The following is a 24,371-nucleotide window of genomic DNA, read 5'->3' on the forward strand; positions in this document are numbered from 1 at the left end:
TTACTTGTTGCCGCCGCCACCGCCGCCCTGCGGCGCGACCCGCGACGGCTGGTTGGCGTTGCCCGCCGCCGCCGAGTTGCTGGAGATCGTGTCGGCCGGCCGGCCGGTGGGCGAGTAGTTCACGGCGGCTTCGTTCCCGGTGGCGTCGCTCTGCTGGCTGACGACGCCCGGCGCACCGGGAGCGGGCGCGACAGGCCGGGCCTCGACCTGGGCGCTGGCCGGCGCGACGGTGGCGAGGGCGAGGAGGGCGGCGAGACAGGTGCGGGTCATGAGAATCCTTGCTGGTTCCAGACCCAGGCAACCTCAGTCGCGCGCAATCGATCCTGCGTTGTTGCGACGCGGCACCGTCTCGCCCCGGTGCCGGCCGCCCGGGATCACTTCACGCGCGTCCAAGTCTGCCGCTTGCAGAACACGCTCATGACGCAGCCGGACACCTCCAGCGAGTCGGGCCCGGTGAGCTTCAGCGAGCCGGAATAGGTCTTGCCGTCGTTCGGATTGTAGAGGGAGCCCGAGAAGCCGCCGCCCTCGGGCCGGCGCGCGTCGAGGATCTGAACGCCGACGACGCTGCGGCCGCGCAGGGCCGGATCCGGGTTCTTCGCGTCGAGCCCCTTCCCGGGGGCGCTGATGATCGTGCCGCAGAAGCCGCCGCCGCAGGGCGCGATGCGGACCCGGGAGCTGCCGGTCTCCGTCAGCCAGACGCCCGCCGGATCGGCCGCCAGGGCCGGTCCACAGACCGCGCCCGTGGCGAGCAGAGCCAGTATCGTGCGACGAAGACTCGAACCCATTCCTGTTCCTCCCAACCGAGAACGCGGTCGGGTTCTTACCGCGATGCCCGCGGCAGCGCACCGCCCAGATACGTCTCGACGACCTCGCAGAACGGCTGCCCGGCACCGGTCGACAGCACGGCATCGATCTCGAAGAGCGGATCGTTCGGTCCGGGCGCCGCGCTCTGGACCGGCGCGCGCACCTCGACGGTGCTGCGCACCGGCGCGAGGGGGCGCACGACCCGGCCGAACGGGGTGCGGGTGGTGTCCAGCGTCGCGTTCATCTCCGGCGTGAGCCGGGCGGGCACGTACCAGTTGTCCGCCTCGGACAGGACGCGGTCCCCGCAGGCGAGGCGGACGCGGCGGTAGCGGACCGGCTCGTCCGGGCCGATCGCGAGACGTGCGCGCTGGGCGGCCGTCAGGGGCTTGTCGGCCACGGACACGCGCTCCGCGACGAGGTGCGGGTCTCCGGCGAGCTTGTAGTCGGCGCACCAGCTCTCGAGGGCGAAGGTCGCGCTGTGCGCCGCCAGGATGCGGCTGCGCAGCGAGGCGATGAGCGCCTGCGGTCCGTCAGCGGGCGACGCCGCGTCGACCGGCTCCGCCGCCGCGGCAGGATCGCGGGCCCAGCTCGGCGACCCCATCACCGCGACCGATCCCAGGAGCGCCGCGAGGGCCAGGACCGGCAACCGTGATACCGGACCGGGCTTCGCGCGCCGCGCGCGACCGCGCGCCGATCGATCCAAGGCCCGTGACGGCAAGATGTGGACGGCATGGCGGAAAGACTTTCCGAGGTGCCACAGCATCTTGGATCATGTCCTCCCAGATGAGCCACCAGATGTTCGCCGCGTGCCGCAGCGTCGAGGCTCGGCAGAACGTCGCGGCCGGGCCGATTTCCGGCCGAGTCGGCGACGCGGACCGAGATCTATACAAGACGCGGCGATCCGTCGAGGCGCCCGGCAGCGGCGACGATGCTCCGGCCGCGTCCTACCGACGGGCGACCGGTGGCAGGTCGGTGCACAGGCCGAGACCGGCCTCCGCCGCGAGGCCGATCGTCTCGCCGAGGGTCGGGTGCGGATGGATCGTCCGGCCGATATCGGTGGCGTCGGCGCCCATCTCGATCGCCAGCGCGACTTCGCCGATCATGTCGCCGGCGCTCGGGCCGACGATGGCGCCGCCGACCACGCGCTTGCTCCGCGCGTCGAACAGCAGCTTGGTCAGGCCGTAATCGGCGCCGTTGGCGATGGCCCGGCCCGAGGCCGCCCAGGGGAAGCGCGCCACCTCGACGGCCCGCCCGGCCGCCTTCGCGGCCGTCTCGGTGAGGCCGGCCCAGGCGATCTCCGGGTCGGTGTAGGCGACCGAGGGGATGACGGCGGCGTCGAAGCCGGCCTTGTGCCCGGCGGCCGCCTCGGCGGCGACGTGGCCCTGATGCACCGCCTTGTGGGCGAGCATCGGCTGGCCGACGCAATCACCGATGGCGAAGATGCGCGGAACATTCGTGCGCATCTGGGCGTCCACCGGCACGAAGCCGCCGTCCAGCGCCACGCCGGCCGCGTCGAGACCCAGCGTCGCGCCGTTCGGCCGGCGGCCGGCGGCCTGAAGCACGAGGTCGTAGGTTCCGGGCTCGGCGTCTCCCGAGAACGTCACGGCGATCCCGTCCGAATCCGCCTCGGCGGAGACGACCTCGACCCCCGTCAGGACCCGGTCGAAACGGTGTGCGTTGCGCTTCGTCCAGACGCTGACGAGATCCCGGTCGACGCCCTCGAGCAGGCCGGGCAGGCGCTCGACCACGTCGACCCGCGCGCCGAGCGCGCTGTAGACGGTCGCCATCTCCAGGCCGATGATGCCGCCGCCGATCACCAGGAGCCGGTGCGGCACGGCGGGTAGCTCCAGCGCCCCGGTGGAGTTCACGATCCGCGGATCGTCCGGCAGCATCGGTAGGGCCACCGGCGACGAGCCCGCCGCCACGACGGCGGCGGCGAAGGAGACGTCCCGCGTGCCGCCATCGTGCAGCGTCACCGAGACCGTGTCGGGGCCGGTGAAGCGGGCTGTCCCGCGGACCACCTCGACCTTGCGCTGGCGCGCCATCTGGGCGAGCCCGTCGGTGAGACGGCGGACGGTGCCGGCCTTGAAGGTCCGCAGCTTCTCCAGATCGACCGTCGGCGCGCCGAAGCTGATCCCGTGTGCGGCGAGCCGGACGGCCTCCTCGGTCACCGCAGCGACGTGGAGCAGCGCCTTCGAGGGGATGCAGCCCACGTTGAGGCAGACGCCGCCGAGGGTCGCGTGGCGCTCGACCAGGACGACGCGCTGCCCGAGATCGGCGGCCCGGAAGGCGGCCGAGTAGCCGCCCGGTCCGCCGCCGATCACCAGGAGGTCGCAGCCTGCGCCGGTTTGCGGCTTCGGCGCCGGCGCGGCGGGATCCGGCGCGGGGCCCTGTTCGCCGCGCGAGTCGGTCACGCCGACCGCGAGGCGGGCGACGAGGGTGCCGGCCGAGACGGTGTCGCCGAGGCCGACCAGCATCTCCACGAGGCGCCCCGCCGCCGGGGAGGGGATGTCCAGCGTCGCCTTGTCGGATTCGACCACCAGCAGGGTCTGGTCCTCGGCGACCGGCTGGCCGGGCGCCACCGGGATCTCGATGACGGGCACGTCGGCGTAGTCCCCGAGATCGGGGACGCGGATGTCGAGGGTCTCGGGCATGGCGGCGACGGTCACAGGAGGGCGCGGCGCAGGTCCGAAAGGACCGAGGCCACGTGGCCGAGGAAGCGGGCGGCGGCGACGCCGTCCACGACGCGGTGGTCCCAGGACAGGCTGAGCGGGAGGATCAGGCGCGGCTGGAAGGCCTCGCCGTCCCACACCGCCTCGGTGCGCGAGCGCGCCGCGCCCAGGATGGCGACCTCGGGAGCGTTGATGATCGGCGTGAAGCCGTCGCCGCCGATGCCGCCGAGCGACGAGACCGAGAAACAGCCGCCCTGCATGTCGGAGCCCGGGAGCGTGCCGGACCGGGCCTTCTCGGCCATCGCGGCCATCTCGGTGGCGATCTCGATGAGGCCCTTGCGGTCGCAGTCGCGCACCACCGGCACCATCAGGCCCTTGGGCGTGTCCACCGCGAAGCCGACATGGACATAGTCCTTCAGGACGAGGTCGCCGCCTTCCAGGGAGGAATTGAACCGCGGGTAGGCGCGCAGCGCCGAGGCCGCCGCCTTGATCAGGAAGGCCACCATGGTGACCCGAGCGGGCGGCGTGCGCGTCTCCTTGTTGAGGCCGACCCGGAACGACTCGATCTCGGTGACGTCGGCCCGGTCGAAGTTTGTCACGTGCGGGATCGTCAGCCAGTTGCGGCTGAGATTTGCCCCCGAGAGGCTCTGGATGCGCGAGAGGGGCTCGCGCCGGACCGGCCCGTACTTGGCGAAGTCGACCTCCGGCCAGGGCGGCAGGCCGGCGCCTATCCCGGACGCGGCGACGGGCGCCTGGGCCGGCGCGCTGAGCGCCGCCTTGACGAAGGCGTGGACGTCCTCGCGCAGGATCCGCCCCTTCGGCCCGGTGGCGGCGACGCGGTCGAGCCCGACGCCCAGCTCTCGGGCGAGCTGGCGGACCGACGGGCTGGCATGCACGTCGCCGCTTGTCGCGGCGATCGGGTCGGCCCGCATCGGCTCCGGCGCGGCGCGGCCGGCGCCCTCTCCCGTTCGAGAGAGGGCCGGGGAGAGGGAGATGCCATCTCCGGAGAGCCCTGATCCCTCACCCGGTCCCTCTCCCGACCGGGAGAGGGGGACCGCGCTCCGCTCGGAGGACGCCGACGGCCCGGCAGCGGGCGACGTGTCCGGCACCGGTGCGCCCCCACCGCCCTCGGCGGGCTCGACCGTCAGGATCGGCGTGCCCTCGGACACCTTCGACCCCACCGACACCAGCAACTCGCGCACGATGCCGGCGACTGGGGAGGGGACCTCCATGGTCGCCTTGTCGGACTCGATGCTGAGGATCAGGTCGTCCACCGCGAGGCGGTCGCCGGGCTTCACCAGAAGCTCGATGACCGGCACGTCCCGATAGTCGCCGATATCCGGGAGGGCGATCTGCAGCGCGGCGCTCATGCGGTCGGATTTCCGTGGGTCGGGCGTTCGGTGAAGGGGTGGGGCGGATGGCGCCCTTCGACGGGGCGCCCGGCCTCAGATCGTCCAGGGCGCGGGCGCGTCCGCCGCGATGTTGTAGCGGCGGATCGCGTCAGCCACCGCGGCGCGCGGCACCGTGCCGGCCTCGGCCAGGGCGTGCAGGGCGGCGATGACGACGTGCTGCCGGTCGACCTCGAAGAACCGGCGGAGCGCGTTGCGGGTGTCGCTGCGCCCGAACCCGTCGGTGCCGAGGGCGACGAAGCGCGCGCCCACGTAGGAGGCGATAAGCTGCGGGTAGGCCCGGACGTAGTCGCTCGCCGCCACGATGGGCGCGGAGCCCGGCAGCAGCGCCGCGACGTGGCTGACCGGCGCCTCGGCCTCCGGGTGGAGCATCGCCTGCCGCTCGGCCTCTCGGGCATCGCGGGCCAGCTCGCTGAAGCTCGTCACGCTGAACACCTCGGCCGCGACGCCGAAATCCTGCGCGAGCATCGCCGCCGCCGCGATCACCTCCGGCAGGATCGCCCCGGAGCCGAGGAGCCGCACGGCGGCACTTCCCGACTCGGGTCCCGACAGCCGGTACATGCCCTTCAGGATCCCGTCCTCCGCCCCGTGCGGCATGGAGGGCTGGGCGTAGTTCTCGTTCATCGCCGTGAGGTAGTAGAAGGCGTCCTCGTCCTCCTCCATCATCGCCCGGGCGCCCCGGTCGACGATCACCGCCATCTCGTACGCGAAGGCCGGATCGTAGGCCCGGCAGTTCGGGATCGCGGCCGCCTGCATGTGGCTCGACCCGTCCTGGTGCTGCAGGCCCTCGCCGCCCAGCGTCGTGCGGCCCGCCGTGGCGCCGATCAGGAAGCCGCGGGCGCGCTGGTCCGCCGCCGCCCAGATCAGGTCGCCGACCCGCTGGAAGCCGAACATCGAGTAGTAGATGTAGAACGGCAGCATCGACAGGCCGTGGACGCTGTAGGACGTGGCCGCCGCCGTCCAGGACGAGATCGCCCCGGCCTCGGTGATGCCCTCTTCGAGCAGCTGCCCGTCCCGGGCCTCCCGGTAGTAGAGCATCGAGCCGGCATCCTCCGGCTCGTAGAGCTGCCCCTGCGGCGCGTAGATCCCGACCTGCCGGAACAGGTTGGCCATGCCGAAGGTCCGCGCCTCGTCGGCGACGATCGGCACGACGCGCGGCCCGAGATCCTTGTGCTTCAGGAGGTTGCCGAACAGGCGCACCACCGCGGTCGTGGTCGACATCTCCTTGCCGCCGGCCTCGAGGGCGAAGCCCGCGTAGGTCGAGAGCGCCGGGACGGCGACGGTCGGCGCCGTGCGGCGGCGGGCCGGCAGGACGCCGCCCAGCATCTCGCGGCGCTCGCGCAGGTAGCGCATCTCGGCGCCGTCCTCGGCCGGCTTGTAGAAGGCCAGACCCTCGACCTGCGCGTCCGACAGCGGCAGGGCGAAGCGGTCGCGGAAGGCGCGCAGCGCGTCGACGTCGAGCTTCTTGGCCTGGTGGGCGGTCATGCGCGACTCGCCCGCGCCGCCCATGCCGTAGCCCTTCTTGGTCTTGGCCAGGATCACCGTCGGACGGCCCTTGGTGGCCTTGGCGGCCGCGAAGGCCGCGTAGAGCTTGCGGAAGTCGTGGCCGCCGCGCTTCAGCCGGTCGACGTCGGCGTCCGACATGTGGGCGACGAGCTCGCGCACCTCCGGGTCCTCACCGAAGAAGTGCGCGAGGTTGTAGGCGCCGTCCTTGGCGCCGAGCGTCTGGTACTTGCCGTCCACCGTCTCGGCGAAGCGGCGCAGCAGGGCGTGGTTGGTGTCGCGGGCGAAGATCCCGTCCCACTCCGAGCCCCACAGCACCTTGATGACGTTCCAGCCGCCGCCGCGGAACAGGCTCTCCAGCTCCTGGATGATCTGGCCGTTGCCCCGCACCGGCCCGTCGAGCCGCTGCAGGTTGCAGTTGATGACGAAGGTCAGGTTGTCGAGGTTCTCGCGCGCCGCCAGCGCCAGGCCGCCGATCGACTCGGGCTCGTCCATCTCGCCGTCGCCGAACACGCCCCAGACATGCCGGCCGCCGGTTTCGGCGAGGCCCCGGTCGCCGAGGTAGCGCATGAACCGGGCCTGGTAGACCGCGTGGATCGGGCCGATGCCCATCGAGCCGGTGGGAACCTGCCAGAAATCCGGCATCAGCCAGGGATGCGGGTATGAGCACAGGCCGTCGCCGGCGATCTCCTGGCGGTAGTGCTTCAGCTGCTCCTCGGACAGCCGGCCCTCGAGGAAGGCCCGCGCGTAGACGCCCGGCGCCGAGTGCGGCTGGAAATAGACGAGGTCGCCGTCAGTGCCGCCCTTGAAGAAGTGGTTGAAGCCGACCTCGAACAGCTCCGCCGCCGAGGCGTAGCTCGCCACGTGGCCGCCGAGCTCGCCGTAGGCCATGTTGGCGCGCACCACCATGGCGAGGGCGTTCCAGCGCATGATCGAGGTCAGGCGCTCCTCGATGTCGAGGTCGCCGGGGTAGCGCGGCTGCTTCTCCAGCGCGATCGTGTTCCGGTAGGGCGAATAAGGCAGGGCCTCGTCGAGGATGCCGATCTCCTTCGAGCGCCGCTCCAGGCGGTCGAGGATGAAGCGGGCCCGGGCCGCGCCCTCGGTGCGGAAGACGGATTCCAGCGCGGCCAGCCAGTCCTGTGTCTCGGCCGGGTCGTGATCCACCTCGGCGGACCGCGCGATCGTGGCTTTCGGCGGTATGGCGTTCATCGGCGCGGCCTCCCTGGTTGGCGCGATCATACGGGGATCGCGACGGCGGGACATGCCGGATATTTGCCGCGACGCGGGGTTCGGCGGATTGATATTCCGCCATGAGAGCGATAGGCGGCAAAACATACCGCTGAGGCGACCGGTCGGCCCGGTACACGAGGACGCGCGATGCGGCGGGAGAGTGGAGATCGAACCATGCCCGCACGGCCGGCCACCCTCGACGCCGCGAGCCTGCGCATCCTGGAGTGCCTGCAGCAGGACAGCGAGATCAGCATCGCCGATCTCGCCGAGCGGGTGGGCCTGTCGACATCGCCCTGCTGGCGGCGCGTCAATGACCTGAAGGAGGCAGGGGTGATCCGCGGCTGCGTGGCGGTGGTCGACCCGCTGAGCCTCGGGCTCGCGGTCAACGTGTTCGTCCACGTGTCTCTGGAGAAGCAGACCCAGGCCGCGCTCCAGGCCTTCGACGCGGCGGTGCGCAGCCGTCCGGAGGTGATGGAGTGCTACCTGATGAGCGGCGAGGCCGACTACATGCTGCGGGTCGTGGTCGAGGATCTGGGCCAGTACCAGAAACTCGTCCTCGACCACCTCACGCGGATCCCCGGGGTGGCCAATATCCGCTCGAGCTTCGCCCTGGGGCAGGTGAAGTACACGACCGCGCTCCCGCTCGGGCACCTGACCCGCTGAGCCGGCTTGGTCCAGCGTGGAGCCCCGATGCGGGCCCGATCGGCAAAGACGGTTCTCGCCTGAAGCCCTCGGGCGGTATCCTCTCCGCCATAATGATCAGAGCGCAAGGACCGAGGATCGCGCGACCTCCGTCGTCGTCGCGCCGACGGGATCGCTTCGCTCCGCGCGCAGGAACGGTGCGGTGTGGACCTGCTTGACGGCGCGGAAGGCCGGGATGGCCGCGTCGCGCGAGGGTGGGATGGTGGAGCCTAACGGGATCGAACCGATGACCTCTTCCATGCCATGGAAGCGCTCTCCCAGCTGAGCTAAGGCCCCATATTTTAAACGGCGGTCCACGTCCCCGACAGGGCCGCGTCGCGCGAGGGTGGGATGGTGGAGCCTAACGGGATCGAACCGATGACCTCTTCCATGCCATGGAAGCGCTCTCCCAGCTGAGCTAAGGCCCCACTTTTACATCCACCGCGGTTTGGGTACCGCGGGGTCTCGCCGGGCCGGATCGCGGCCGGCGAGGCCGGTTCTATAGGCGGCTCGCATCGCGGACTCAACCCCCTTTTTCGCGGCCGCCCGGCGTTTTTGCGACCGGGGGCAGGCCGGGGAGTCGGAGGCCGCCTCAGCCCTCCTCGTCGTTCTCGATATCGCCGTCGATGAGGTCGGAGACGTCGTCGTCGCCGGTGTCCTCCTCCTCCAGGAAGGTGTCGTCGTCGGAGGAATCCCCGTCCTCGACCGAGTCGTCCTCGGGCGTCGGGTCCGCGTCGTCCTCGGCGGCTTCGACCTCGTCGAGGGAGACCATCTCCGGCCCCTTCTCGTCCGTCTCGTCCTCATCGTCGGTGTTGGCCGGGCTCCGCGACAGCGCCGGGGGCGCCGCACGGCTGGAGGTGGCCACCGCCTGATAGACCGCGCCACATTTCGGGCAGACGGCGGGATCGCGGGCGAGGTCGTAGAACTTCGCGCCGCAGCTCATGCACTGGCGCTTCAAGCCAAGTTCCGGTCGGGCCACGGGCGGACACCTCGTCGTCAGTACTGTCTCGGGGGAGGGGCCCCGTTAGTCGCGGTGGCGGCCCCTGTCAATCGAGCCCGCGGCGGGCATTCCGGGCGACGCCCCGGCGGCCCGCCGCCGAGGATCGGCGCGGGCAACGGATGGATGACGCCGGGCGGTGCCCGTGTTAACCGCGCGGCGATTTCACCGTCCGATTGCAGCGCCGCGGCAGGGCCGCGCGACGCGCCGGATCCAGACCCACGTCTCAGAGCCCGAACGGACGTCCCGTGTCGCACGATTCGAGTCCCCAGCCCCTCACCGCCGCGCCGGGCGCCCCGATGCGCGGACGCCTGCGCCCGCCCGGCGACAAGTCGATCTCGCACCGGTCCATGATCCTCGGCCTGCTCAGCCAGGGCGAGACGCGGGTCGAAGGCCTCCTGGAGGGCGACGACGTCCTGCGCACGGCCGCCGCCGCCAGGGCGCTCGGGGCAGGGGTCGAGCGCCTGGGGGCCGGAAGCTGGCGGGTCCGGGGCGTCGGCATCGGCGGCCTCGGCGACCCGGCCGAGGTTCTCGATTTCGGCAATGCCGGCACCGGCTCGCGGCTCATGATGGGCGTGGTCGGCGGGCAGCCGGTGACCGCGACCTTCGACGGGGACGCCTCGCTGCGTTCGCGGCCGATGCGCCGCATCCTCGACCCGCTCACCCGGATGGGCACGCAGGTCCTGTCCGAGGCCGAGGGCGGCCGGGTGCCCCTGACCCTGCGGGGGCCCCGGGAGGCGATCCCGATCACCTACGAGACGCCCGCGGCCTCGGCGCAGATCAAATCGGCGGTGCTGCTCGCCGGCCTGAACGCGCCCGGGGTCACCACCGTGATCGAGGCGGCCGCGACCCGCGACCACACCGAGCGGATGCTGCGCCTGTTCGGCGCCGCGGTGAGCGTCGAGCCGCACGGGCCGGGCGGGCACGGCCGCAAGGTCGCGCTCACCGGACAGCCGACCCTGCGCGGCACCGACGTGGTGGTGCCGGCCGACCCGTCCTCGGCGGCGTTCCCCCTGGTGGCGGCGCTGATCGTGCCGGGCTCCGACGTGGTGATCGAGGGCGTGATGATGAACCCGCTGCGCATCGGGCTGATCACGACGCTCCTGGAGATGGGCGCGCAGATCGAGCGCGTGGCCGAGCGGGATGAGGGCGGCGAGACCGTGGCCGACCTGCGGGTGCGCGCGAGCCGCCTGACCGGCGTCGACGTCCCGGCCGAGCGCGCACCCGCGATGATCGACGAGTACCCGGTGCTGGCGGTAGCGGCGGCCTTCGCCGAGGGCCGGACCCGGATGAACGGCCTGCACGAGCTGCGCGTGAAGGAATCGGATCGGCTCGCCGCCGTGGCGGCCGGGCTCGCCGCCAACGGCGTCCGCCACACGGTCGAGGGCGACGACCTCGTGGTCGAGGGCGACGGCAGAGCGGCGCCCGGCGGCGGGACGGTCGCGACCCAACTCGACCACCGCATCGCCATGGCGTTCCTCGTGATGGGGCTCGCGGCGCGGGATCCGGTCACCGTGGATGACGGCGCGATGATCGCCACGAGCTTCCCGAGCTTCCTGCCGACCATGCAGGCCCTCGGCGGCCGGATCGAGGCCTGACCGCCATGCCGCTCGTCATCGCGATCGACGGACCGGCCGCGTCCGGCAAGGGCACTCTCGCCAAGCGTCTGGCCGATCATTACGGCCTGCCGCATCTCGACACCGGGCTGCTCTACCGGGCGGTGGCGCTGGCGCTCGTCGATGCCGGCCTGTCGCTGGATGATGCGGCGGCCGCGGCGCGCGCCGCCCAGGACCTCGACGCCGGCCGGCTCGACGATCCGCGCCTGCGCGAGCGGGCGATGGGCGAGGCGGCCTCCCGCGTCTCGTCGGTGCCGGAGGTTCGCGCCGGGCTGCTCGCGTGGCAGCGCCGCTTCGCCGCCGACCCGCAGGGGGCGGTGCTCGACGGGCGCGACATCGGCACGGTGGTCTGTCCGGAAGCCTCGGTGAAGCTGTTCATCACCGCCTCGTCCGAGGAGCGCGCCCGTCGCCGGCACCGGGAGCTGGCCGGACGCGGCGAGGCGGCGACCTTCGCGGCGATCCTGGCCGACATCGAGGCCCGCGACGCCCGGGACGCCTCCCGCAGCGCCGCGCCCCTGCGCATGGCCGACGACGCGGTCCGGCTCGACACCACCGAGCTCGACGCGGACGCGGCCTTCGACGAGGCCCGCGGCATCGTCGAGCGGACCCGCGGCGACGCGCCCTGAGGGTTGTCCACCTCCCTCGTGTTGACCCCCCGGGCCCGCTCACCTATTGCGGACGCGCCGTCCCCGACGGGCCGCCGCGCGGCCCGGGACGCGAGCGCGTAGCTCAGCTGGTAGAGCAACGGACTTTTAATCTGTAGGTCCTGGGTTCGAGTCCCAGCGCGCTCACCATTCTGCCCGCAAGAGCCGTTCTCGGGAGCAGCCTGAAAGGTCGATGCTGTTCTGCGGTCAGCCCGGGATGCGCACGGGTAACGACGCGGTTCGAGACGACCCCGATCCGGGAGAACGACGGTCCGCCACCGGTGACGGGCTCGCCCGAGCCCGGCACCACGGTCTGGGGACGCGTCGGCTATCGGCCCGGCTGCCGCGCGGCTGCGATCGGGCGCTCCCCCGCCCCGCGGGGCGAGCGGAGCGGGGGTGAGCGGATCACCGGCCGAGCGACGGTCCCCCTGACGTGCCGCCAGTTCCAGGAGGCCCGCCGGTGGGCGTGCCGCCGATGTTCACGCCCGGCGTCGTGCCGGGCACGGGCGTGTTGCTCGGGTTGGCCTCGGTGCCGCGCGTGATCGGGCTCGGGCCGAGGTCTCGGGCGCCAGGGGTCGCGCCACCCGTGCTGGTCGGCGGTGTCACCCCGGTGTTGCCGGCTCCCCCCGTGACGACCTGGGCCGCGGCGGGGCCGGCCAGGACGAGACTGAGGGTGCCGGCGAGCGCCATCGTGGTTCGGGTCATGCGGTTGTCCGTGCTGCTGCTGCGGCACGGGAACGGCCGAGGTGTCGCGAAGTTCGACGGCCCTCGCGCGACGGCATGAGGGTGAGGCGCGAGCACGGGCCGGCATGCAGGCCCGCTGCGCGGCGGTCGCAGCCTATGCCATCGCTGTGACGAGCGTCAGGACGGTGGATGCGACTGCCAGAGCCCCGACGAGCGCGAAGGTGGCGAGAATGAAAGCGTGCATCGGCGCAGCTCCCTGAGTCTCCGCTTCGGTGCGGTGGACAAGAGATGCCCGATGCGTGCGGGTGCTGCACTGTCGCGGCGCACGGATGGTTAATCAATCGTCTCCGGATCCGGTTCAGCGCGCTCCTCACGGCATCGATCTCCGCGTCTGAAACCCGGTGCCGTCGCCGCGCCGCCCACACGAAAATCGGAACCCCTGGTTGCGCTTCGGGTTGGGGTCCCAACGCAACTGCGAAGGAGTCCTCGATGCGGAAGCTCGCTCTCATCTCCGCCGTCACCCTGTCCCTCGGCGCGCTCGGTGCCACCGGTGCCCAGGCGCAGGGCTACGGGTACGGCTACGGCGGCCACCACGGCTACGGGTACGGCCGCGGCTACGATCGCGGTTACGGTCACCGGCGCGATTTCGGGTACCGCCGTCACCGCGGGCTGTCGACCGGGGCCGCGATCGGCCTCGGCATCGCGGGCGCGGCCGCCGGCGCTGCCGCGGCGGGCGCCCTCGATCGGGGCCCGGGTTACTACGGCCGCGGCTATTGAGCCGCGCACAGCTGACGGAGCAGAGCCCCGCCGCCACCGCGGCGGGGCTCTCTCTGTTGAGAGGTGCCGTCCGGTGGCCGGCCCGGCTCAGCGCACCCAGCGCCGGATCCGCTCGCGGAGCGTCGGGCGGACGGCCCGCCGCGCCCGCACGGCCGCGAAGCGATCGATGCGGATCCGGTCGGTCGGAACCTGCCGCAGGAATCGCTCGGCGATCTCGAAGATCACGATGTCCGGCCGGACGCTCTCGACATAGGCCCAGTCGATGTTCGCCGACCAGATCGCGTGCACTTCTCCGAAAGTCTCGGCCAGCATCGCGGTGAGGCGCGCGCCCGGGCTGTAGATGTAGGAATCGCCGAAGAGTATCACGCGGCGCGGATCCGGCGCGTCCCTGTTCTCCAGGACGACGCGGGATCCCACGAACAGTCCGCGCGGCCGCACGGCCCGTCCCGATTCCCGCACCGCCACCAGCGCGTTCGAGTCGACCCGCGCCGCGCGCCGCGGAAAATCGTAGGCGACGTATGCCTCGTCGACGGGGGGGACGAGCTTCTCGCCGAGATCGAAGGTGAAGCGCTCGGTCACGCTGGTGCCGGCGAAGACGTGCGCGGCCACCGGCGCGCCCAGGGCCTCGCAGAGCGCGCGGTAGGCCGTCAGGTAGCCCCTGTAGGTCCAGTGCGTGTCCGTCCGCAGGTAGACGGGCTCCTCGGCCCGCGCCGCCAGGAGCGGCGTCTGCAGGTCGACCATCGCGGCGCCGCCGTCGCCGGCAACAAGCCGGGCAAGCCGGACACCGGGCGGATCGTCGAGGCCGGGGAAGGGCCGGCCAAGCAAATCGGGATAGATCGCGAGCTTGTCGGGCACGACGGTATGCACGTGCCGGATCCCGAGGCTCTCCAGGCGCCGCGCCCGTCGCCCGATGAGCCGCGCCCAGCGCTTCAGGATCCGCCGCGAGGTCGCGGTCTCTCCGTAGAAGGCTTCGACCTCGCGGGCGCGCCCGACCCAGTACAGCCAGCCATCGTGCCCCACGGCCACGCCGTTGCCGCTCGTCTTCAATGGGTCCCGCCTCCCGCCGCCCGCGACAACCCCCGTCGATGACGCTGGACTCCCGCCTCGACGGATCTGCGCGCGATTGCAACCCCTCCGCGGCGGAGCGGCGTGTCCCCGCACGGGTTCGGTGGCCGGGCCGCCGCGACGCGCGTCCCTTTCCGCCCGCGCATAGGTCCCGCGTTGAAACTTTATGGCCGCGCCGCAGGTACTCTCGTCAGGCGCATCACACCGCGCGGCGTTGCGAAGAAGGGGCGGTCCATGTCCGCGCTTGTCACGTTCATCGGCTGCGGCCTCGTCCTGGCGGGCTTCGCGGCCGAGAAATTCGCCGAACATCGCTGGATCGCGGCGAGCCGACCCGCGCCGCTCGACACGCTCGCGGTCCTGGCCCTGGCGCTGCCGGCCGTCGGGCTCACGCTGATGGCGGCGCTCGCGGTGTGAGCCTGCCGTGCCCGGGTCTCACCCCGCGTCGCCGCAGAACAGGACGCCGACCGTCCGCTCCTTGCGCCAGATCAGCTGAACGGCGTAGCGCGTCTCGGCGCTCGCCAGGACGAGATCGAACACGTCCTCCAGAAGCACCGCCTGGGAGCCGAGGAACTCCAGCATCGCGCCGCGATCGGAGATGTTCTTGACCTGGCAGGGATAGCGCGCGCCGTCCCGATGCTGCGCGAAGGCCAGCAGGGCGGTGGGCCTCCGCTCGGTCGCCCGGCGTTCCACGAAGGCGGCGGAGGGGCTGGCGTTGCGGGACACGGCCGAGGTTCCTGCCCAGGTCGGCCGGTATGGCGCGATATCAGTAAAAATGCGCCGGATTTGCTAACATGTTATTGATGAGCGCCGCCCATGCGAGAGGATAGTAAGTCGCGCTCGGTCTATCGGTCCGATCTCAGGTAATCAACGCCGGTCTTCTCTCGGCGGCCCCTCGCCAGCCTTGATGAACCGGCCGATCAGGAGGCCGAGGGGAATCGACACCAGGAACCATGTGCGCAGGAATCGCAGGGCGTTCATCGGCTCGCTCCGACGGCGTGGCGGGTGTCGCGTCGGCGGTTCGCCCCGGGGCCCGCGTCGCCGATGCGATCCTGCAACCTATCTGGTCCCGCGGACGGCCTCTGCCAGTGTGTTCTCGGCCGAGGCGCGCCGAGACGATATCCGGAGACGATCATGCGCATGCGCCCCGGCACGGCCCTGCTGCTCGGCCTCGCGATCGGTGTTCCGACGGTCGCGGCCGGCGAGGCGCCCGGACAGCCACCGCGCGCCGTGCCGGCGACGGATCCGGCATCCGCGCAGCAGCCGTGGCCGCCGAATTTCTCCCGCAGCGTGCAGGGGACCGGGGTGCCGGGCCTCGATGGCGGCCACGTCTTCCTCTGGAACCGGCCGCAGGGCTTCGATCCGGTCTCGACGCTGCGGGTCGACCGGCACGTGCCGGAGGGGTCGGGTGAGGCTACCCACACCTACAAGGCGCTCTGGGCACTCGGATCCACCGGCCCGCACAACGCCGGCTACGAGTGGACGATCACGGGCGAGCTCCACAATCGCGCGCTCGCCAGCACCGGTGCGCAGAACGTCGCTGTCAACGGCACGATCTTCAAGGAGCCCAACGGGCTGGGACCGGTCGGACCCTCCTGGGCCGGGAACTTCAACTGTGTCGACATGACCGACGAGGCCGATCCGGTAGCCTCCTGCATCGGCGCCGAGATCGACGTCTCCGCACAGTCGCCGACCACCGACCGCAACCGGCAGAGGGTCGGTCTGCAGATCTCCACCGGCGGGGTGCCGGGCGCCCATACCGGCTACGGGATCCTCATGGGCAACCTCACCGGCTCCGTCACCGACCGGGCGATCTCGTTCCAGGGGGAGGGGACCTACGGCATCGGCATCGACGCCGCCGCGGCGCGCTTCACCGGCGTCCCGATGCTGCTCGCGGCGGGGCAGGCGATCGGGCTCGACGGCGACCGCGGGGGCGGCTTCTCCCGCAGCCTCGGCTTCGACGGGCGCGATCTGGTCTACGGCACGGCGGCCGGGCCGGTCGTGCGGGTGAGCGACGGCGGGCAGATCGAGGCCGCCTCCCTCCGTGAGAGCCTGCCGCGGCCGCCCGCGAGCAGCCGCGCGCCCTGCACCCCCGGCGACCACGCCTGGGACGAGGCCTACGAGTACCGCTGCGTCGCGCCCGACCGCTGGAAGCGCGCGGCGCTCAGCGACTGGTGAGCGTCGTCGCCCATCTTCAGCGGTCGAGGATGCGCACCACCGCGCGGGTGTCGGGATCGACGACCACGATCTTGTCGCCGGGCGCCACGAAGTAGCCGAAGCGGCGCAGGCGCGGGTTCGGAGCGTCCGTGAAGGGCGCGAGCCGCACGTCGGGCGGCACGATGCTGCCGGGCCGGAGCGGGATCGATCCGACGATCGGTCCGGGGCCCACCGGCCGGCGCACGATGTAGTCGCGCACCACGACGTCGTCGTCGGGGCCGAACGCGTCGGGGGTCACGATCACCGCCTGCGCGAGGGCGGAGCCGGTGAACAGCGCGGCAAACCCGAGGGCTGCGGCGAGGCTGGCGCGGGTCGACATGGCGGACTCCCGTGGGGCCCGGGCGTCAATCGCCGGGCCGCCGGAAACATCAGGGTCGGCGCTTGGGTTCCCGGACGTACCGGTCAGCGCCCGATCTGCCCGGCCTCCGCGAGGGCGACCGGCGACCACCGGGTGAGCTGGACGTACCCGTCGAGGGCCGCCACGACGACGTGGCGGCGGTGGCGGTGCACCACCGCTCCGGGCGTGTGCGCGTGGCGCTCTTGCCATCCCTGCGCCTCCGCCACGAAGACCCGGGCATCCCCGAGCCGCGCGATCGTCTCGACCGTGCCGAAGGCCCGCACCCGGCGAAGGACCGTCTCGACGTCCTGCCGGAAGTCGAGCGTCCGGTCGGCATCGGTGGCGCGCGGCCAGTAGGAGCCGTCGCCCTGCGGCTCGGAGCGCCGCCAGCGGTTCGGCAGGTCGCGGCCGAGGGGCCCGGCCGCGAGGCGGCGCGCCGCCATCTGGCACTTGGCGAGGAGCGTCTCGTGGGTCTCTCGGGGGCTCAGGGCGAAGATCTCCTGGGCCAGGATGTCGCCGGTGTCGAACCCCTCGGCGAGCACGTGGGCGGTCACGCCCCAGGTCTCGTAGCGGTCGAGGACGGCACGGAACAGCGGGTAGGGGCCGCGGCCCGTCGGGAGCGGGGAGGGGTGGAAGTTGAGGCCGTAGGCGGCGCGGCCCTTCCAGCCCTTGATGAGCCAGGGGTAGCCCGCGACCACCAGCGCCCAGTCCCGGCCGTGCTCGGCCTGCAGCGCCTCGATGTCCCGCTCGCGGATCCGCGAGAGCTGGATCGGCAGCCGGAGGGACCGGGCGCGGGCCACGACGACCTCGTTGTGGTCGTAGACCCCGTCGCAGGGCCGGGTGAACAGCTTCACCGGCGTCCAGCCGGCGTCGAGCAGTCCCTCGAAGACCCCCCCGAGGAAGTCGATGCCGGCGAACGCGAACTTCATGCTTGCCGCCTGCGACCTTGTGCACGTGGAGGGCGCGGGTCCGCTGCCTGACCGGCGGCGTCCCCGGTCTTACCTTGATTGGGCCGACGACGGTGGCAAGGGGGAACAGCGTGGTTCGGGTGATCATCGACGGCGGCCGCGCCGCCCTCCACGGCGCGGGCTGAGGCGTGGCCGGGAGACGCCGCGGTAGCGCCGCACCGTCCGGAACGCTGCGGTTCGTCCTGGGCGATCAGCTGACCCGCCGGGTGTCGAGCCTCGTCGACCTCGATGCCGAGCGCGACGTCGTCCTGATCGTCGAGGTCCGGGACGAGGCGACCTATGTCCGTCATCACAAGCAGAAGATCGCCTTCCTGTTCGCGGCCATGCGGCACTTCGCGGCCGAGCTGGAGGCGGAGGGTGTCACGGTCGACTATGTGCGCCTGACCGACGCGGACAACACCGGCAGCTTCACCGGCGAGCTTGAGCGGGCCGTCGCGCGCAATCGGCCGGAGCGGGTCGTGGTCACCGAGCCGGGCGAATGGCGCGTCTGGGAGATGATGCAGGACTGGCGCGAGACCCTGGCGGTCCCGGTCGAGATCCGCGCCGACAACCGTTTCCTGTGCCCACGGGAGGAGTTCGCCCAGTGGGCGGAGGGCCGGCGTCACCTGCGGATGGAGACCTTCTACCGGGGCATGCGGCGCCGGACCGGCCTCCTGATGGACGACGGCGAGCCGGCGGGCGGCCGCTGGAACTACGATCCCGAGAACCGCAAGCGCCTGCCCAGGGGGCATCGCCCGCCGGACCGGATCGGCTTCCAGCCCGACGCCGTCACGCGCGAGGCCATCGCCCTCGTGGACGCGGAATTCGGCGACCATTTCGGCGATCTGACCGGTTTCTCCTGGCCGGTGACCCGGGCCGACGCGCTCGCGGCGCTCCGACACTTCCTGGCCGAAGCCCTGCCGACCTTCGGCGATTACCAGGACGCGATGAAGACCGGCGCGCCGTTCCTGTACCACGCGCTCCTGTCACCCGCCCTCAACGCCGGTCTGCTCACCGCCGAGGAGGTGTGCTGGGCCGCCGAGCGCGCCTACCGCGACGGCGCGGCGCCGCTCCACTGCGTCGAGGGCTTCATCCGGCAGATCCTCGGTTGGCGGGAATACGTGCGCGGCCTGTACTGGGCGCGGATGCCGGCCTACCGGGACAGCAACGCCCTCGGCGCGGGCCGCGACCTGCCGTGGTTCTACTGGTCGGGCGAGACGGCGCTGAACTGCGTGGCGCAGGTCGTCGCGGAGACGCGTGCCCACGCCTACGCCCACCACATCCAGCGCCTGATGGTGACCGGCAACTTCGCTCTCATCGCCGGCCTCGACCCGACGCAAGTGGAGGAATGGTACCTGATCGTGTTCGCGGACGCCTATGAGTGGGTCGAACTGCCCAACGTCCACGGCATGGTGCTGTGGGCCGACGGCGGAGTCATGGGCCCGAAGCCCTACGCGGCCTCGGGTGCCTATATCGACCGGATGTCCGACTACTGCGCGTCCTGCGCGTACGACGTGAAGGTCAAGGCTGGCCCGGAGGCCTGCCCGTTCAATTATCTCTACTGGAACTTCCTCATCGAGAACGAGGACCGGCTGGCCGGCAATCAGCGGATGGCGATGCCGTACCGGACGCTGCGCGGCCTGGGCGACAAGCGCCGTGCCGAGATCCGCCGCGACGCGACGGCGTTCCTCGATTCCCTCAAGGCCAGGCCCGGCGCCGATCAGAGTGACGACCAGACCGACAGCGTCAGGTAGGGGTGGGCGCGGCTCCGGCCGCTCTCGGACTGCAGGCCCACGGACGCGCGGAAGCTGTACCCCCCGAGGCTGAAGCCGGTCCCGTGCAGGCCCAGGCTCCACTTCGCATAGCCGGTCCCGTCCGTGTAGAGCGCGGCCTCGGGGCCCAGATAAGTTTCCCACAGCCGGTAGCCCCAGGCGAGGCGCGTCCACAGGCTGTCGCGCGCCGACCCCGCGACGGCACTCGCCTGCAGGAGCGTCGCCTCGGTCGGGCGTGCCCAGACCTCGCCGTGGAGCCGGAGGCCGAAGCGCGTCGGCAGGGCATCGAACTGCGGCCCCGCGAGCAGCATCTCCCGCGCGATCTCGGGCCCGGCGAAGGCCGCGACCGCGCCCCAGTCGAAGAACCACTGGTATCCCGCGAGGGCTGCGGCGGCGACGGTGTAGCGCGTGCGTGGGCCGTCCGGAGCGCACTCAACGCGCCGTCCGCCGCCGCCGCTCGCCAGCGCGGCGAACCCGTCCTGCGCGAGGGACGTCAGTCCGGCTTTCGCGCCGACGGTGAAGAACGCGTCGCCGCCCGCGTCGAGGCTGCCGAACAGCAGCGCGTCGATCTCGCCGGCGCCGACCGGGTTCGGAGAACCGGCCAGTCCCGAGAGCAGCGTCGCGAGCACGGGCGCGCGTCCGGCGATCGTCGGGGCGGGGCGCGGGCTCGCCATAGTTGATCCTCCGGATTCGGAGGAAAGCGGTAAGATAAAATTCACCGCGCTGCACCGGGAGTCGCGTTGCTGTCCCCGGTTTTATCCTGTCCGATCGCGATCGGGCGACGATCGACTTGAGCAATGCTGTCAGGCGGCGCGCGAAGCGTCGCGCGATGCTTCCCGGAACTTCGCGGGGCGTCGGCGGCCCGAGCGCCCGGCGCTCGCCATCGCGCTGTCGCGAATCTGCCGTGCTTGGCGTGCCAGATGTTCTCGGCTAGAGCCCCCGCGGGAAAGCGAAGGTTGGCAGATCCTTGACCTCCGGTGCACGAACGTCGGACGTCCTCACTGTGCTGGCGAGCCAGGAAGGCGAGCGCCTCACCGTGGGCGACATCGTCGCGGTCCTGCGGGACCGTGCCTTCGCGCTGCTCGTGGTCCTGCTCGGGCTGCCGAACTGCCTGCCCATGCCGCCGCCGATCCCGCTGATCTGCGGCCTGCTCCTGCTCCTCGTGGCGATTCAGATCGCCGCCGGGATGTCGGCGCCGTGGCTGCCGCGGATGCTCCTCGGTCGCTCGATCGCTCTGACGGATGTCCGGCGCGCCGTCACCCGCGCGGTGCCGATCCTGCGCCGCCTGGAACGCTGGTCGCGGCCCCGCGTCAGCGTATTCGAGACCGCGCTCGGCATGCGCGGCATGGGGATCGTCCTGCTCGCCCTGGCGCTGGCGCTGATCGTGGCCGCGCCCATCGTCGGGCAGATCCCGCTGGGTCTCGCCGTCTGCCTGGTCGGGCTCGGTCTGGTCGAGCGCGACGGTCTGGTCGTGCTGGGCGGCCTCGTGATCGGGATGTTCGGCGTCGCCATCAACGCCGGCTTCGCCTACGCGGTCATCGCCGGAATCATCGGCCTGCTGAACCTCTGAGGACGTCTCAGAGGCGGTAGCGGATCTGGTCGGTCCAGAAGCGCTCCAGGCGGGTGAGGGCCTGGTTCAGGCGGTTGAAATCCTCCTCCGAGATCCCGCCGATCGGCGTGATCGTCCGGGCATGCTTGTCGTAGAGCCCCTGGATGATCTCGTGGACTTGGCGGCCCTTGTCGGTCAGGCTGATCCGGACGGAGCGCCGGTCCGTCTTGGAGCGGGCGTGGTGGAGGTAACCGGCCTCGACCAGCTTCTTCACGTTGTACGAGACGTTGGAGCCCAGATAGTAGCCCTTGGTCCGCAGCTCACTCGCGGTCAGCTCCTTGTCGCCGATGTTGTACAGGAGCAGCGCCTGGACGCTGTTGACGTCCTCGCGGCCGCGGCGCTCGAACTCGTCCTTGATGACGTCGAGGAGCCGGCGGTGCAGTCGCTCCACGAGGTGCAGGGCCTCGAGATAGGAGCCCTTGGCCGACGCGGCCTCCTCGGGGGCCTCGATCTGCGCGACACGGGCGTTCTGGGTCTTCATCTCTGCCTCGCCATCCGATGATCCGGCACCCGTTCGATGCGGCGCCGTTGATGATGGCTAAGCTAGGGCTCGGGAATGAAAGGCGATTTAAGCGACAGGATGAATTCGCGATTTACTCTTCGCGGTAAAGACAAACTGAATGAAGATAAGAACGGTTCGTTCACCGTGCTTCCTGCGCAGCCAGCCAGGACAGCAGGAAGTACAGCGTGACGACACACCCCCCGAATACGAGCAGCGGCACCGATAACGGCAAGAGTTGCGGTGTCAGGACCGCGAGTGTCATCGCCGACGTGACGGCGAGCAACCAGATCACGCCGCCCCAGGCGCTCGTCAGCCACAAGCCGATCGCCGCCGCCGCGTCGATCACCGCGAAGTAGACGATCGCGGATTGCCGGCCGAAGGGCTCGGCCTCGAAGGGGCGGACGCCCGGCAGGACGTCGAGGATCGTCGCCCAGGCGAAGACGCTCTTCAGCAGCCAGATGAGCGCCGTGAGCCGCATGAACCAGATCAGCACCGTGTCCCACGTGCCGGGCGCCGGTCCCTGGGCGCGCTCGATGCGGTCGCTGGGAATGCCGCCCGGCCTCGGCGCCTTGCGCCGAATCGGAAGGTAGCCGGGCACTATCGATGGCTCGCGGGGCGGAGGAGCCGGTTGATGCGGCGGTTCATGCGGGGGAGGCCGGGATCCAGATCGATCGGACGGGGGTCGCCGGGTTGAAGCGGTTCCGCCGTCCTGCGTCAACGGTCGGGTTTCGTTGCGCCGGCCCGGTGTGGTAGTCGAGCGCCTCCGGCGCACGGGCGCCGCGCGATCCGCGGCGTGGTCCGCGCGAACGGTAGCGAAGCCGCATGTCAGACACCCTGCCAGAGCCGCGCCCTCTCGCCGTGGAGGCCGCCCGCGAGGGCGCCCGCGTGGAGGGTCTCAAGATCACCCAGCGCCCGCGCAGGAACCGGAAGGCCGACTGGTCGCGCCGCCTCGTCCGCGAGCACACCCTGACGGTCGACGACTTGATCTGGCCGATGTTCGTGATCGAGGGCGAGGGTCGCCGCGAGCCGATCGCCTCGATGCCGGGCGTCGAGCGCCTGTCGGTCGACCAGATCGTCCGCGACGCGGAGCGCGCCGCCAAGCTCGGCATCCCGGCAGTGTCGTTCTTCCCGTACACGGAGGTGTCGCTGCGCGACCCGACCGGCTCGGAGGCGCTGAACGCCAACAACCTCGTCTGCCGGGCGGTCCGCGCCGTGAAGCGGGCCGTGCCCGAGATCGGGATCATGACCGACGTGGCCCTCGATCCCTACACGAGCCACGGCCACGACGGTCTGATGAAGGACGGCGCGATCCTCAACGACGAGACCGTCGCGGTCCTCGTCGAGCAGAGCCTGATCCAGGCCGAGGCCGGGACCGACATCATCGCCCCGTCCGACATGATGGACGGGCGCGTCGGCGCGATCCGCGCCGGCCTCGACAAGGCCGGCTTCCTCGACGTGCAGATCATGGCCTACGCGGCGAAGTACGCGAGCGCATTCTACGGGCCGTTCCGCGACGCGATCGGCACCAAAGCGGCTTTGGTGGGCGACAAGCGCACCTACCAGATGGATCCCGGCAACTCGGCCGAGGCGCTGCGCGAGGTGAGGCTCGACCTCGACGAGGGCGCGGATTCGGTGATGGTGAAGCCGGGCCTGCCCTATCTCGACATCATCCGCCGGGTCCGGGACGAGTTCCAGGTTCCGACCTTCGCCTACCAGGTGTCGGGCGAGTACGCGATGATCGAGGCGGCCGCCCGCAACGGCTGGCTCGACGGCGACCGCGCGATGGTCGAGGCGCTCCTCGCCTTCAAGAGGGCCGGCGCGGACGGCGTCCTCACCTACCACGCGCCGCGGGTCGCGGAGCGCCTGCGCAGCCATCCGTGAAGCGCGGGCACCGCTGGCTCCTCGGGGCCGCGGTCGTTTTCGGCTTCCTCGGGGGGCTCGTGGCCTGTCAGGACACGCTGCACCGGGATCGCGTCGCCACCTGCCGCCGCGCGCTCCCGGCGGTCGCGCCGCAGGACGGGATCCGGCTCCTGCGCGCGGCGACGGGGCCGTCGGCGAATTCGGTGCGCGTCGACTACACCGACGGGAACCGGCAGCACTGGCTCACCTGCCGCTTCGATGCCGGCACGACCCTCGTCGCCCTCGCGACCGAGGCCAGCACCCTGTCGGGCCCCTCGCTGTACATGCTCAAGCGCTTCTACCTCGACACGCCGGACGCCGCGGCCGGAGACCCGGCCGGGCGCTGAAAGGTGGCCGCGGCCGCGTCTCGTCGCGGATCCCCTTGCGGCCTCCGCGAGGCGCACCCACCTTGACGTTTGCAGCCTCGCTTGCAGGACGCGAAACCATGCAGAACCCTCAACCCGGATACGCGCAGCGCTTCGAAGCGCCCGGCTACGCCACCGCGTTGCCGATCCCGTTCGTGCGGGCGAGCCTGGGTGGCCGGACGGTCGCCTATCTCCTCGACATCCTGTTCATCTTCGGCTTCACGGCCCTGCTGACCCTCGCGATCACCGTCATCGGGGTGGTCACCTTCGGCCTCGGCTGGACGCTGTTCGCGGTCCTGCCGGCGAGCGGCATCATCTACAGCGCGATCACGGTGGGCGGGCCGAAGCAGAGCACGATCGGCCAGCGGATGATGGGGCTGCGGACCGTCGCGCCCGAGAGCGGCGCGCGGGTCGACGTCATCACGGCGGCCGTCCACGCGCTGCTGTTCTACGTGGCGATCTCGACTTTCCTGCTCTGGTGCGTCGACATCGCGTTCGGCCTCATGCGCTCCGATCGCCGCCTCGGCCACGACCTGCTTCTGAGCCTGGCCGTCGTTCACGCGCGCTGAGCCGGGATTCCGCTGATGAAAATCTGACGGTGCGACCGGCCGGGCCATTGAGCCCCGGCCGGTCGCCTGTACACT

At 71.6% G+C, this 24,371-nt stretch carries 26 protein-coding genes and 3 tRNA genes; 12 read left to right on the forward strand and 17 right to left on the reverse strand.

What is annotated here, in order from left to right:
- From MMR14E_RS04895 to mdeB, 6 genes are all read right to left on the reverse strand, one after another.
- Positions 1 to 270 carry a hypothetical protein gene (locus MMR14E_RS04895; protein WP_331313077.1) on the reverse strand — a complete coding sequence of 90 codons (270 nt, stop codon included), beginning with the start codon at positions 268 to 270 and terminating at the stop codon, positions 1 to 3.
- Between the two features lie 104 nt (positions 271 to 374).
- Positions 375 to 785 carry a DUF2147 domain-containing protein gene (locus MMR14E_RS04900; RefSeq protein WP_331313078.1) on the reverse strand — a complete coding sequence of 137 codons (411 nt, stop codon included), beginning with the start codon at positions 783 to 785 and terminating at the stop codon, positions 375 to 377.
- Between the two features lie 35 nt (positions 786 to 820).
- Positions 821 to 1,405 carry a hypothetical protein gene (locus MMR14E_RS04905; RefSeq protein WP_419539301.1) on the reverse strand — a complete coding sequence of 195 codons (585 nt, stop codon included), beginning with the start codon at positions 1,403 to 1,405 and terminating at the stop codon, positions 821 to 823.
- A 343-nt stretch (positions 1,406 to 1,748) separates the two neighbouring features.
- Complete coding sequence (gene lpdA / locus MMR14E_RS04910; protein WP_331313082.1) at positions 1,749 to 3,458, reverse strand: dihydrolipoyl dehydrogenase; 1,710 nt, start codon at positions 3,456 to 3,458, stop codon at positions 1,749 to 1,751.
- An 11-nt stretch (positions 3,459 to 3,469) separates the two neighbouring features.
- Positions 3,470 to 4,846, reverse strand: a complete 1,377-nt coding sequence (locus tag MMR14E_RS04915) for a 2-oxo acid dehydrogenase subunit E2 (protein WP_331313083.1) — start codon at positions 4,844 to 4,846, stop codon at positions 3,470 to 3,472.
- A gap of 75 nt (positions 4,847 to 4,921) precedes the next feature.
- On the reverse strand, positions 4,922 to 7,597 hold the full coding sequence (mdeB, locus tag MMR14E_RS04920) for an alpha-ketoglutarate dehydrogenase (protein ID WP_331313084.1): 2,676 nt from the start codon (positions 7,595 to 7,597) through the stop codon (positions 4,922 to 4,924).
- Between the two features lie 195 nt (positions 7,598 to 7,792).
- Between mdeB and MMR14E_RS04925 the strand changes: the two genes are divergently transcribed.
- Complete coding sequence (locus MMR14E_RS04925; RefSeq protein WP_331313085.1) at positions 7,793 to 8,281, forward strand: Lrp/AsnC family transcriptional regulator; 489 nt, start codon at positions 7,793 to 7,795, stop codon at positions 8,279 to 8,281.
- A gap of 239 nt (positions 8,282 to 8,520) precedes the next feature.
- Here MMR14E_RS04925 and MMR14E_RS04930 read toward each other — a convergent pair.
- From MMR14E_RS04930 to MMR14E_RS04940, 3 genes are all read right to left on the reverse strand, one after another.
- Positions 8,521 to 8,596: transfer RNA gene (locus MMR14E_RS04930), tRNA-Ala, on the reverse strand.
- Between the two features lie 55 nt (positions 8,597 to 8,651).
- Positions 8,652 to 8,727, reverse strand: a tRNA-Ala gene (locus tag MMR14E_RS04935).
- A gap of 164 nt (positions 8,728 to 8,891) precedes the next feature.
- On the reverse strand, positions 8,892 to 9,278 hold the full coding sequence (locus MMR14E_RS04940) for a TIGR02300 family protein (RefSeq protein ID WP_331313086.1): 387 nt from the start codon (positions 9,276 to 9,278) through the stop codon (positions 8,892 to 8,894).
- Positions 9,279 to 9,544: 266 nt separating this feature from the next.
- Here MMR14E_RS04940 and aroA point away from each other — a divergent pair, with 266 nt between their 5' ends.
- The 3 genes from aroA (at position 9,545) to MMR14E_RS04955 (ending at position 11,706) form a co-directional block, all read left to right on the forward strand.
- Complete coding sequence (gene aroA / locus MMR14E_RS04945; protein WP_331313087.1) at positions 9,545 to 10,894, forward strand: 3-phosphoshikimate 1-carboxyvinyltransferase; 1,350 nt, start codon at positions 9,545 to 9,547, stop codon at positions 10,892 to 10,894.
- 5 nt (positions 10,895 to 10,899) lie between these two features.
- The gene (gene cmk / locus MMR14E_RS04950; RefSeq protein ID WP_331313088.1) at positions 10,900 to 11,538 is read left to right on the forward strand and encodes a (d)CMP kinase; all 639 of its coding nucleotides are present in this window, start codon (positions 10,900 to 10,902) and stop codon (positions 11,536 to 11,538) included.
- 92 nt (positions 11,539 to 11,630) lie between these two features.
- Positions 11,631 to 11,706: transfer RNA gene (locus MMR14E_RS04955), tRNA-Lys, on the forward strand.
- Between the two features lie 255 nt (positions 11,707 to 11,961).
- Here MMR14E_RS04955 and MMR14E_RS04960 read toward each other — a convergent pair.
- Positions 11,962 to 12,261 carry a hypothetical protein gene (locus MMR14E_RS04960; RefSeq protein ID WP_331313089.1) on the reverse strand — a complete coding sequence of 100 codons (300 nt, stop codon included), beginning with the start codon at positions 12,259 to 12,261 and terminating at the stop codon, positions 11,962 to 11,964.
- A 468-nt stretch (positions 12,262 to 12,729) separates the two neighbouring features.
- Here MMR14E_RS04960 and MMR14E_RS04965 point away from each other — a divergent pair, with 468 nt between their 5' ends.
- On the forward strand, positions 12,730 to 13,017 hold the full coding sequence (locus MMR14E_RS04965; RefSeq protein WP_331313090.1) for a hypothetical protein: 288 nt from the start codon (positions 12,730 to 12,732) through the stop codon (positions 13,015 to 13,017).
- Positions 13,018 to 13,104: 87 nt separating this feature from the next.
- On the opposite strand, the gene MMR14E_RS04970 is transcribed toward MMR14E_RS04965, so the two are convergent.
- A complete protein-coding gene (locus tag MMR14E_RS04970; protein WP_331313092.1) occupies positions 13,105 to 14,064 on the reverse strand; it encodes an alginate O-acetyltransferase AlgX-related protein in 960 nt (319 codons plus the stop codon).
- A gap of 252 nt (positions 14,065 to 14,316) precedes the next feature.
- On the opposite strand from MMR14E_RS04970, the gene MMR14E_RS04975 reads away from it, so the two are divergent.
- A complete protein-coding gene (locus MMR14E_RS04975) occupies positions 14,317 to 14,496 on the forward strand; it encodes a hypothetical protein (RefSeq protein WP_331313093.1) in 180 nt (59 codons plus the stop codon).
- A gap of 18 nt (positions 14,497 to 14,514) precedes the next feature.
- Here MMR14E_RS04975 and MMR14E_RS04980 read toward each other — a convergent pair whose 3' ends face one another.
- Positions 14,515 to 14,805, reverse strand: coding sequence for a PilZ domain-containing protein (locus MMR14E_RS04980; protein ID WP_331313094.1), 291 nt, complete (start codon positions 14,803 to 14,805; stop codon positions 14,515 to 14,517).
- Between the two features lie 408 nt (positions 14,806 to 15,213).
- Here MMR14E_RS04980 and MMR14E_RS04985 point away from each other — a divergent pair, with 408 nt between their 5' ends.
- Positions 15,214 to 16,257, forward strand: coding sequence for a hypothetical protein (locus MMR14E_RS04985; protein WP_331313095.1), 1,044 nt, complete (start codon positions 15,214 to 15,216; stop codon positions 16,255 to 16,257).
- 16 nt (positions 16,258 to 16,273) lie between these two features.
- Here MMR14E_RS04985 and MMR14E_RS04990 read toward each other — a convergent pair whose 3' ends face one another.
- Complete coding sequence (locus tag MMR14E_RS04990) at positions 16,274 to 16,615, reverse strand: hypothetical protein (protein WP_331313096.1); 342 nt, start codon at positions 16,613 to 16,615, stop codon at positions 16,274 to 16,276.
- Between the two features lie 83 nt (positions 16,616 to 16,698).
- A complete protein-coding gene (locus MMR14E_RS04995) occupies positions 16,699 to 17,562 on the reverse strand; it encodes a formyltransferase family protein (RefSeq protein ID WP_331313097.1) in 864 nt (287 codons plus the stop codon).
- A gap of 167 nt (positions 17,563 to 17,729) precedes the next feature.
- Between MMR14E_RS04995 and MMR14E_RS05000 the strand changes: the two genes are divergently transcribed.
- Entirely contained in the window at positions 17,730 to 19,334 is a 1,605-nt protein-coding gene (locus MMR14E_RS05000) for a cryptochrome/photolyase family protein (protein ID WP_331313098.1), read from the forward strand.
- On the opposite strand, the gene bcsS is transcribed toward MMR14E_RS05000, so the two are convergent.
- Positions 19,301 to 20,026, reverse strand: a complete 726-nt coding sequence (gene bcsS / locus MMR14E_RS05005; RefSeq protein ID WP_331313099.1) for a cellulose biosynthesis protein BcsS — start codon at positions 20,024 to 20,026, stop codon at positions 19,301 to 19,303. The two genes, MMR14E_RS05000 and bcsS, sit on opposite strands and share 34 nt — an antisense overlap.
- A gap of 293 nt (positions 20,027 to 20,319) precedes the next feature.
- On the opposite strand from bcsS, the gene MMR14E_RS05010 reads away from it, so the two are divergent.
- Complete coding sequence (locus MMR14E_RS05010) at positions 20,320 to 20,922, forward strand: exopolysaccharide biosynthesis protein (protein ID WP_267965786.1); 603 nt, start codon at positions 20,320 to 20,322, stop codon at positions 20,920 to 20,922.
- A gap of 7 nt (positions 20,923 to 20,929) precedes the next feature.
- Here MMR14E_RS05010 and ldtR read toward each other — a convergent pair whose 3' ends face one another.
- Entirely contained in the window at positions 20,930 to 21,442 is a 513-nt protein-coding gene (gene ldtR, locus MMR14E_RS05015; protein WP_024827984.1) for a transcriptional regulator LdtR, read from the reverse strand.
- Between the two features lie 160 nt (positions 21,443 to 21,602).
- The gene (locus tag MMR14E_RS05020) at positions 21,603 to 22,061 is read right to left on the reverse strand and encodes a DUF6163 family protein (RefSeq protein WP_419539300.1); all 459 of its coding nucleotides are present in this window, start codon (positions 22,059 to 22,061) and stop codon (positions 21,603 to 21,605) included.
- A 224-nt stretch (positions 22,062 to 22,285) separates the two neighbouring features.
- Between MMR14E_RS05020 and hemB the strand changes: the two genes are divergently transcribed.
- From hemB to MMR14E_RS05035, 3 genes are all read left to right on the forward strand, one after another.
- On the forward strand, positions 22,286 to 23,344 hold the full coding sequence (hemB, locus tag MMR14E_RS05025; RefSeq protein ID WP_331313101.1) for a porphobilinogen synthase: 1,059 nt from the start codon (positions 22,286 to 22,288) through the stop codon (positions 23,342 to 23,344).
- Positions 23,341 to 23,709, forward strand: a complete 369-nt coding sequence (locus MMR14E_RS05030; RefSeq protein ID WP_331313102.1) for a hypothetical protein — start codon at positions 23,341 to 23,343, stop codon at positions 23,707 to 23,709. Before hemB ends, MMR14E_RS05030 begins: the two co-directional genes overlap by 4 nt.
- 98 nt (positions 23,710 to 23,807) lie before the next feature.
- Entirely contained in the window at positions 23,808 to 24,296 is a 489-nt protein-coding gene (locus tag MMR14E_RS05035; protein ID WP_331313103.1) for an RDD family protein, read from the forward strand.
- The last annotated feature ends 75 nt before the right edge of the window (positions 24,297 to 24,371 follow it).

Origin of the sequence: Methylobacterium mesophilicum (assembly GCF_036441335.1) — a bacterium.
In the GTDB taxonomy this organism is placed as follows: domain Bacteria; phylum Pseudomonadota; class Alphaproteobacteria; order Rhizobiales; family Beijerinckiaceae; genus Methylobacterium; species Methylobacterium mesophilicum_B.

Coding starts and splice junctions, on each gene's coding strand:
- MMR14E_RS04960 (WP_331313089.1), bottom strand. CDS start 12,261: ATGACCCGAACCACGATGGCGCTCGCCGGCACCCTCAGTCTCGTCCTG.
- lpdA (WP_331313082.1), bottom strand. CDS start 3,458: ATGCCCGAGACCCTCGACATCCGCGTCCCCGATCTCGGGGACTACGCC.
- bcsS (WP_331313099.1), bottom strand. CDS start 20,026: ATGGCGAGCCCGCGCCCCGCCCCGACGATCGCCGGACGCGCGCCCGTG.
- hemB (WP_331313101.1), top strand. CDS start 22,286: ATGTCAGACACCCTGCCAGAGCCGCGCCCTCTCGCCGTGGAGGCCGCC.
- cmk (WP_331313088.1), top strand. CDS start 10,900: ATGCCGCTCGTCATCGCGATCGACGGACCGGCCGCGTCCGGCAAGGGC.
- MMR14E_RS04895 (WP_331313077.1), bottom strand. CDS start 270: ATGACCCGCACCTGTCTCGCCGCCCTCCTCGCCCTCGCCACCGTCGCG.
- MMR14E_RS04985 (WP_331313095.1), top strand. CDS start 15,214: ATGCGCATGCGCCCCGGCACGGCCCTGCTGCTCGGCCTCGCGATCGGT.
- MMR14E_RS04900 (WP_331313078.1), bottom strand. CDS start 785: ATGGGTTCGAGTCTTCGTCGCACGATACTGGCTCTGCTCGCCACGGGC.
- MMR14E_RS05035 (WP_331313103.1), top strand. CDS start 23,808: ATGCAGAACCCTCAACCCGGATACGCGCAGCGCTTCGAAGCGCCCGGC.
- MMR14E_RS04915 (WP_331313083.1), bottom strand. CDS start 4,846: ATGAGCGCCGCGCTGCAGATCGCCCTCCCGGATATCGGCGACTATCGG.
- MMR14E_RS04990 (WP_331313096.1), bottom strand. CDS start 16,615: ATGTCGACCCGCGCCAGCCTCGCCGCAGCCCTCGGGTTTGCCGCGCTG.
- MMR14E_RS04905 (WP_419539301.1), bottom strand. CDS start 1,405: ATGGGGTCGCCGAGCTGGGCCCGCGATCCTGCCGCGGCGGCGGAGCCG.
- MMR14E_RS04995 (WP_331313097.1), bottom strand. CDS start 17,562: ATGAAGTTCGCGTTCGCCGGCATCGACTTCCTCGGGGGGGTCTTCGAG.
- mdeB (WP_331313084.1), bottom strand. CDS start 7,597: ATGAACGCCATACCGCCGAAAGCCACGATCGCGCGGTCCGCCGAGGTG.
- MMR14E_RS04925 (WP_331313085.1), top strand. CDS start 7,793: ATGCCCGCACGGCCGGCCACCCTCGACGCCGCGAGCCTGCGCATCCTG.
- MMR14E_RS04965 (WP_331313090.1), top strand. CDS start 12,730: ATGCGGAAGCTCGCTCTCATCTCCGCCGTCACCCTGTCCCTCGGCGCG.
- MMR14E_RS04975 (WP_331313093.1), top strand. CDS start 14,317: ATGTCCGCGCTTGTCACGTTCATCGGCTGCGGCCTCGTCCTGGCGGGC.
- ldtR (WP_024827984.1), bottom strand. CDS start 21,442: ATGAAGACCCAGAACGCCCGTGTCGCGCAGATCGAGGCCCCCGAGGAG.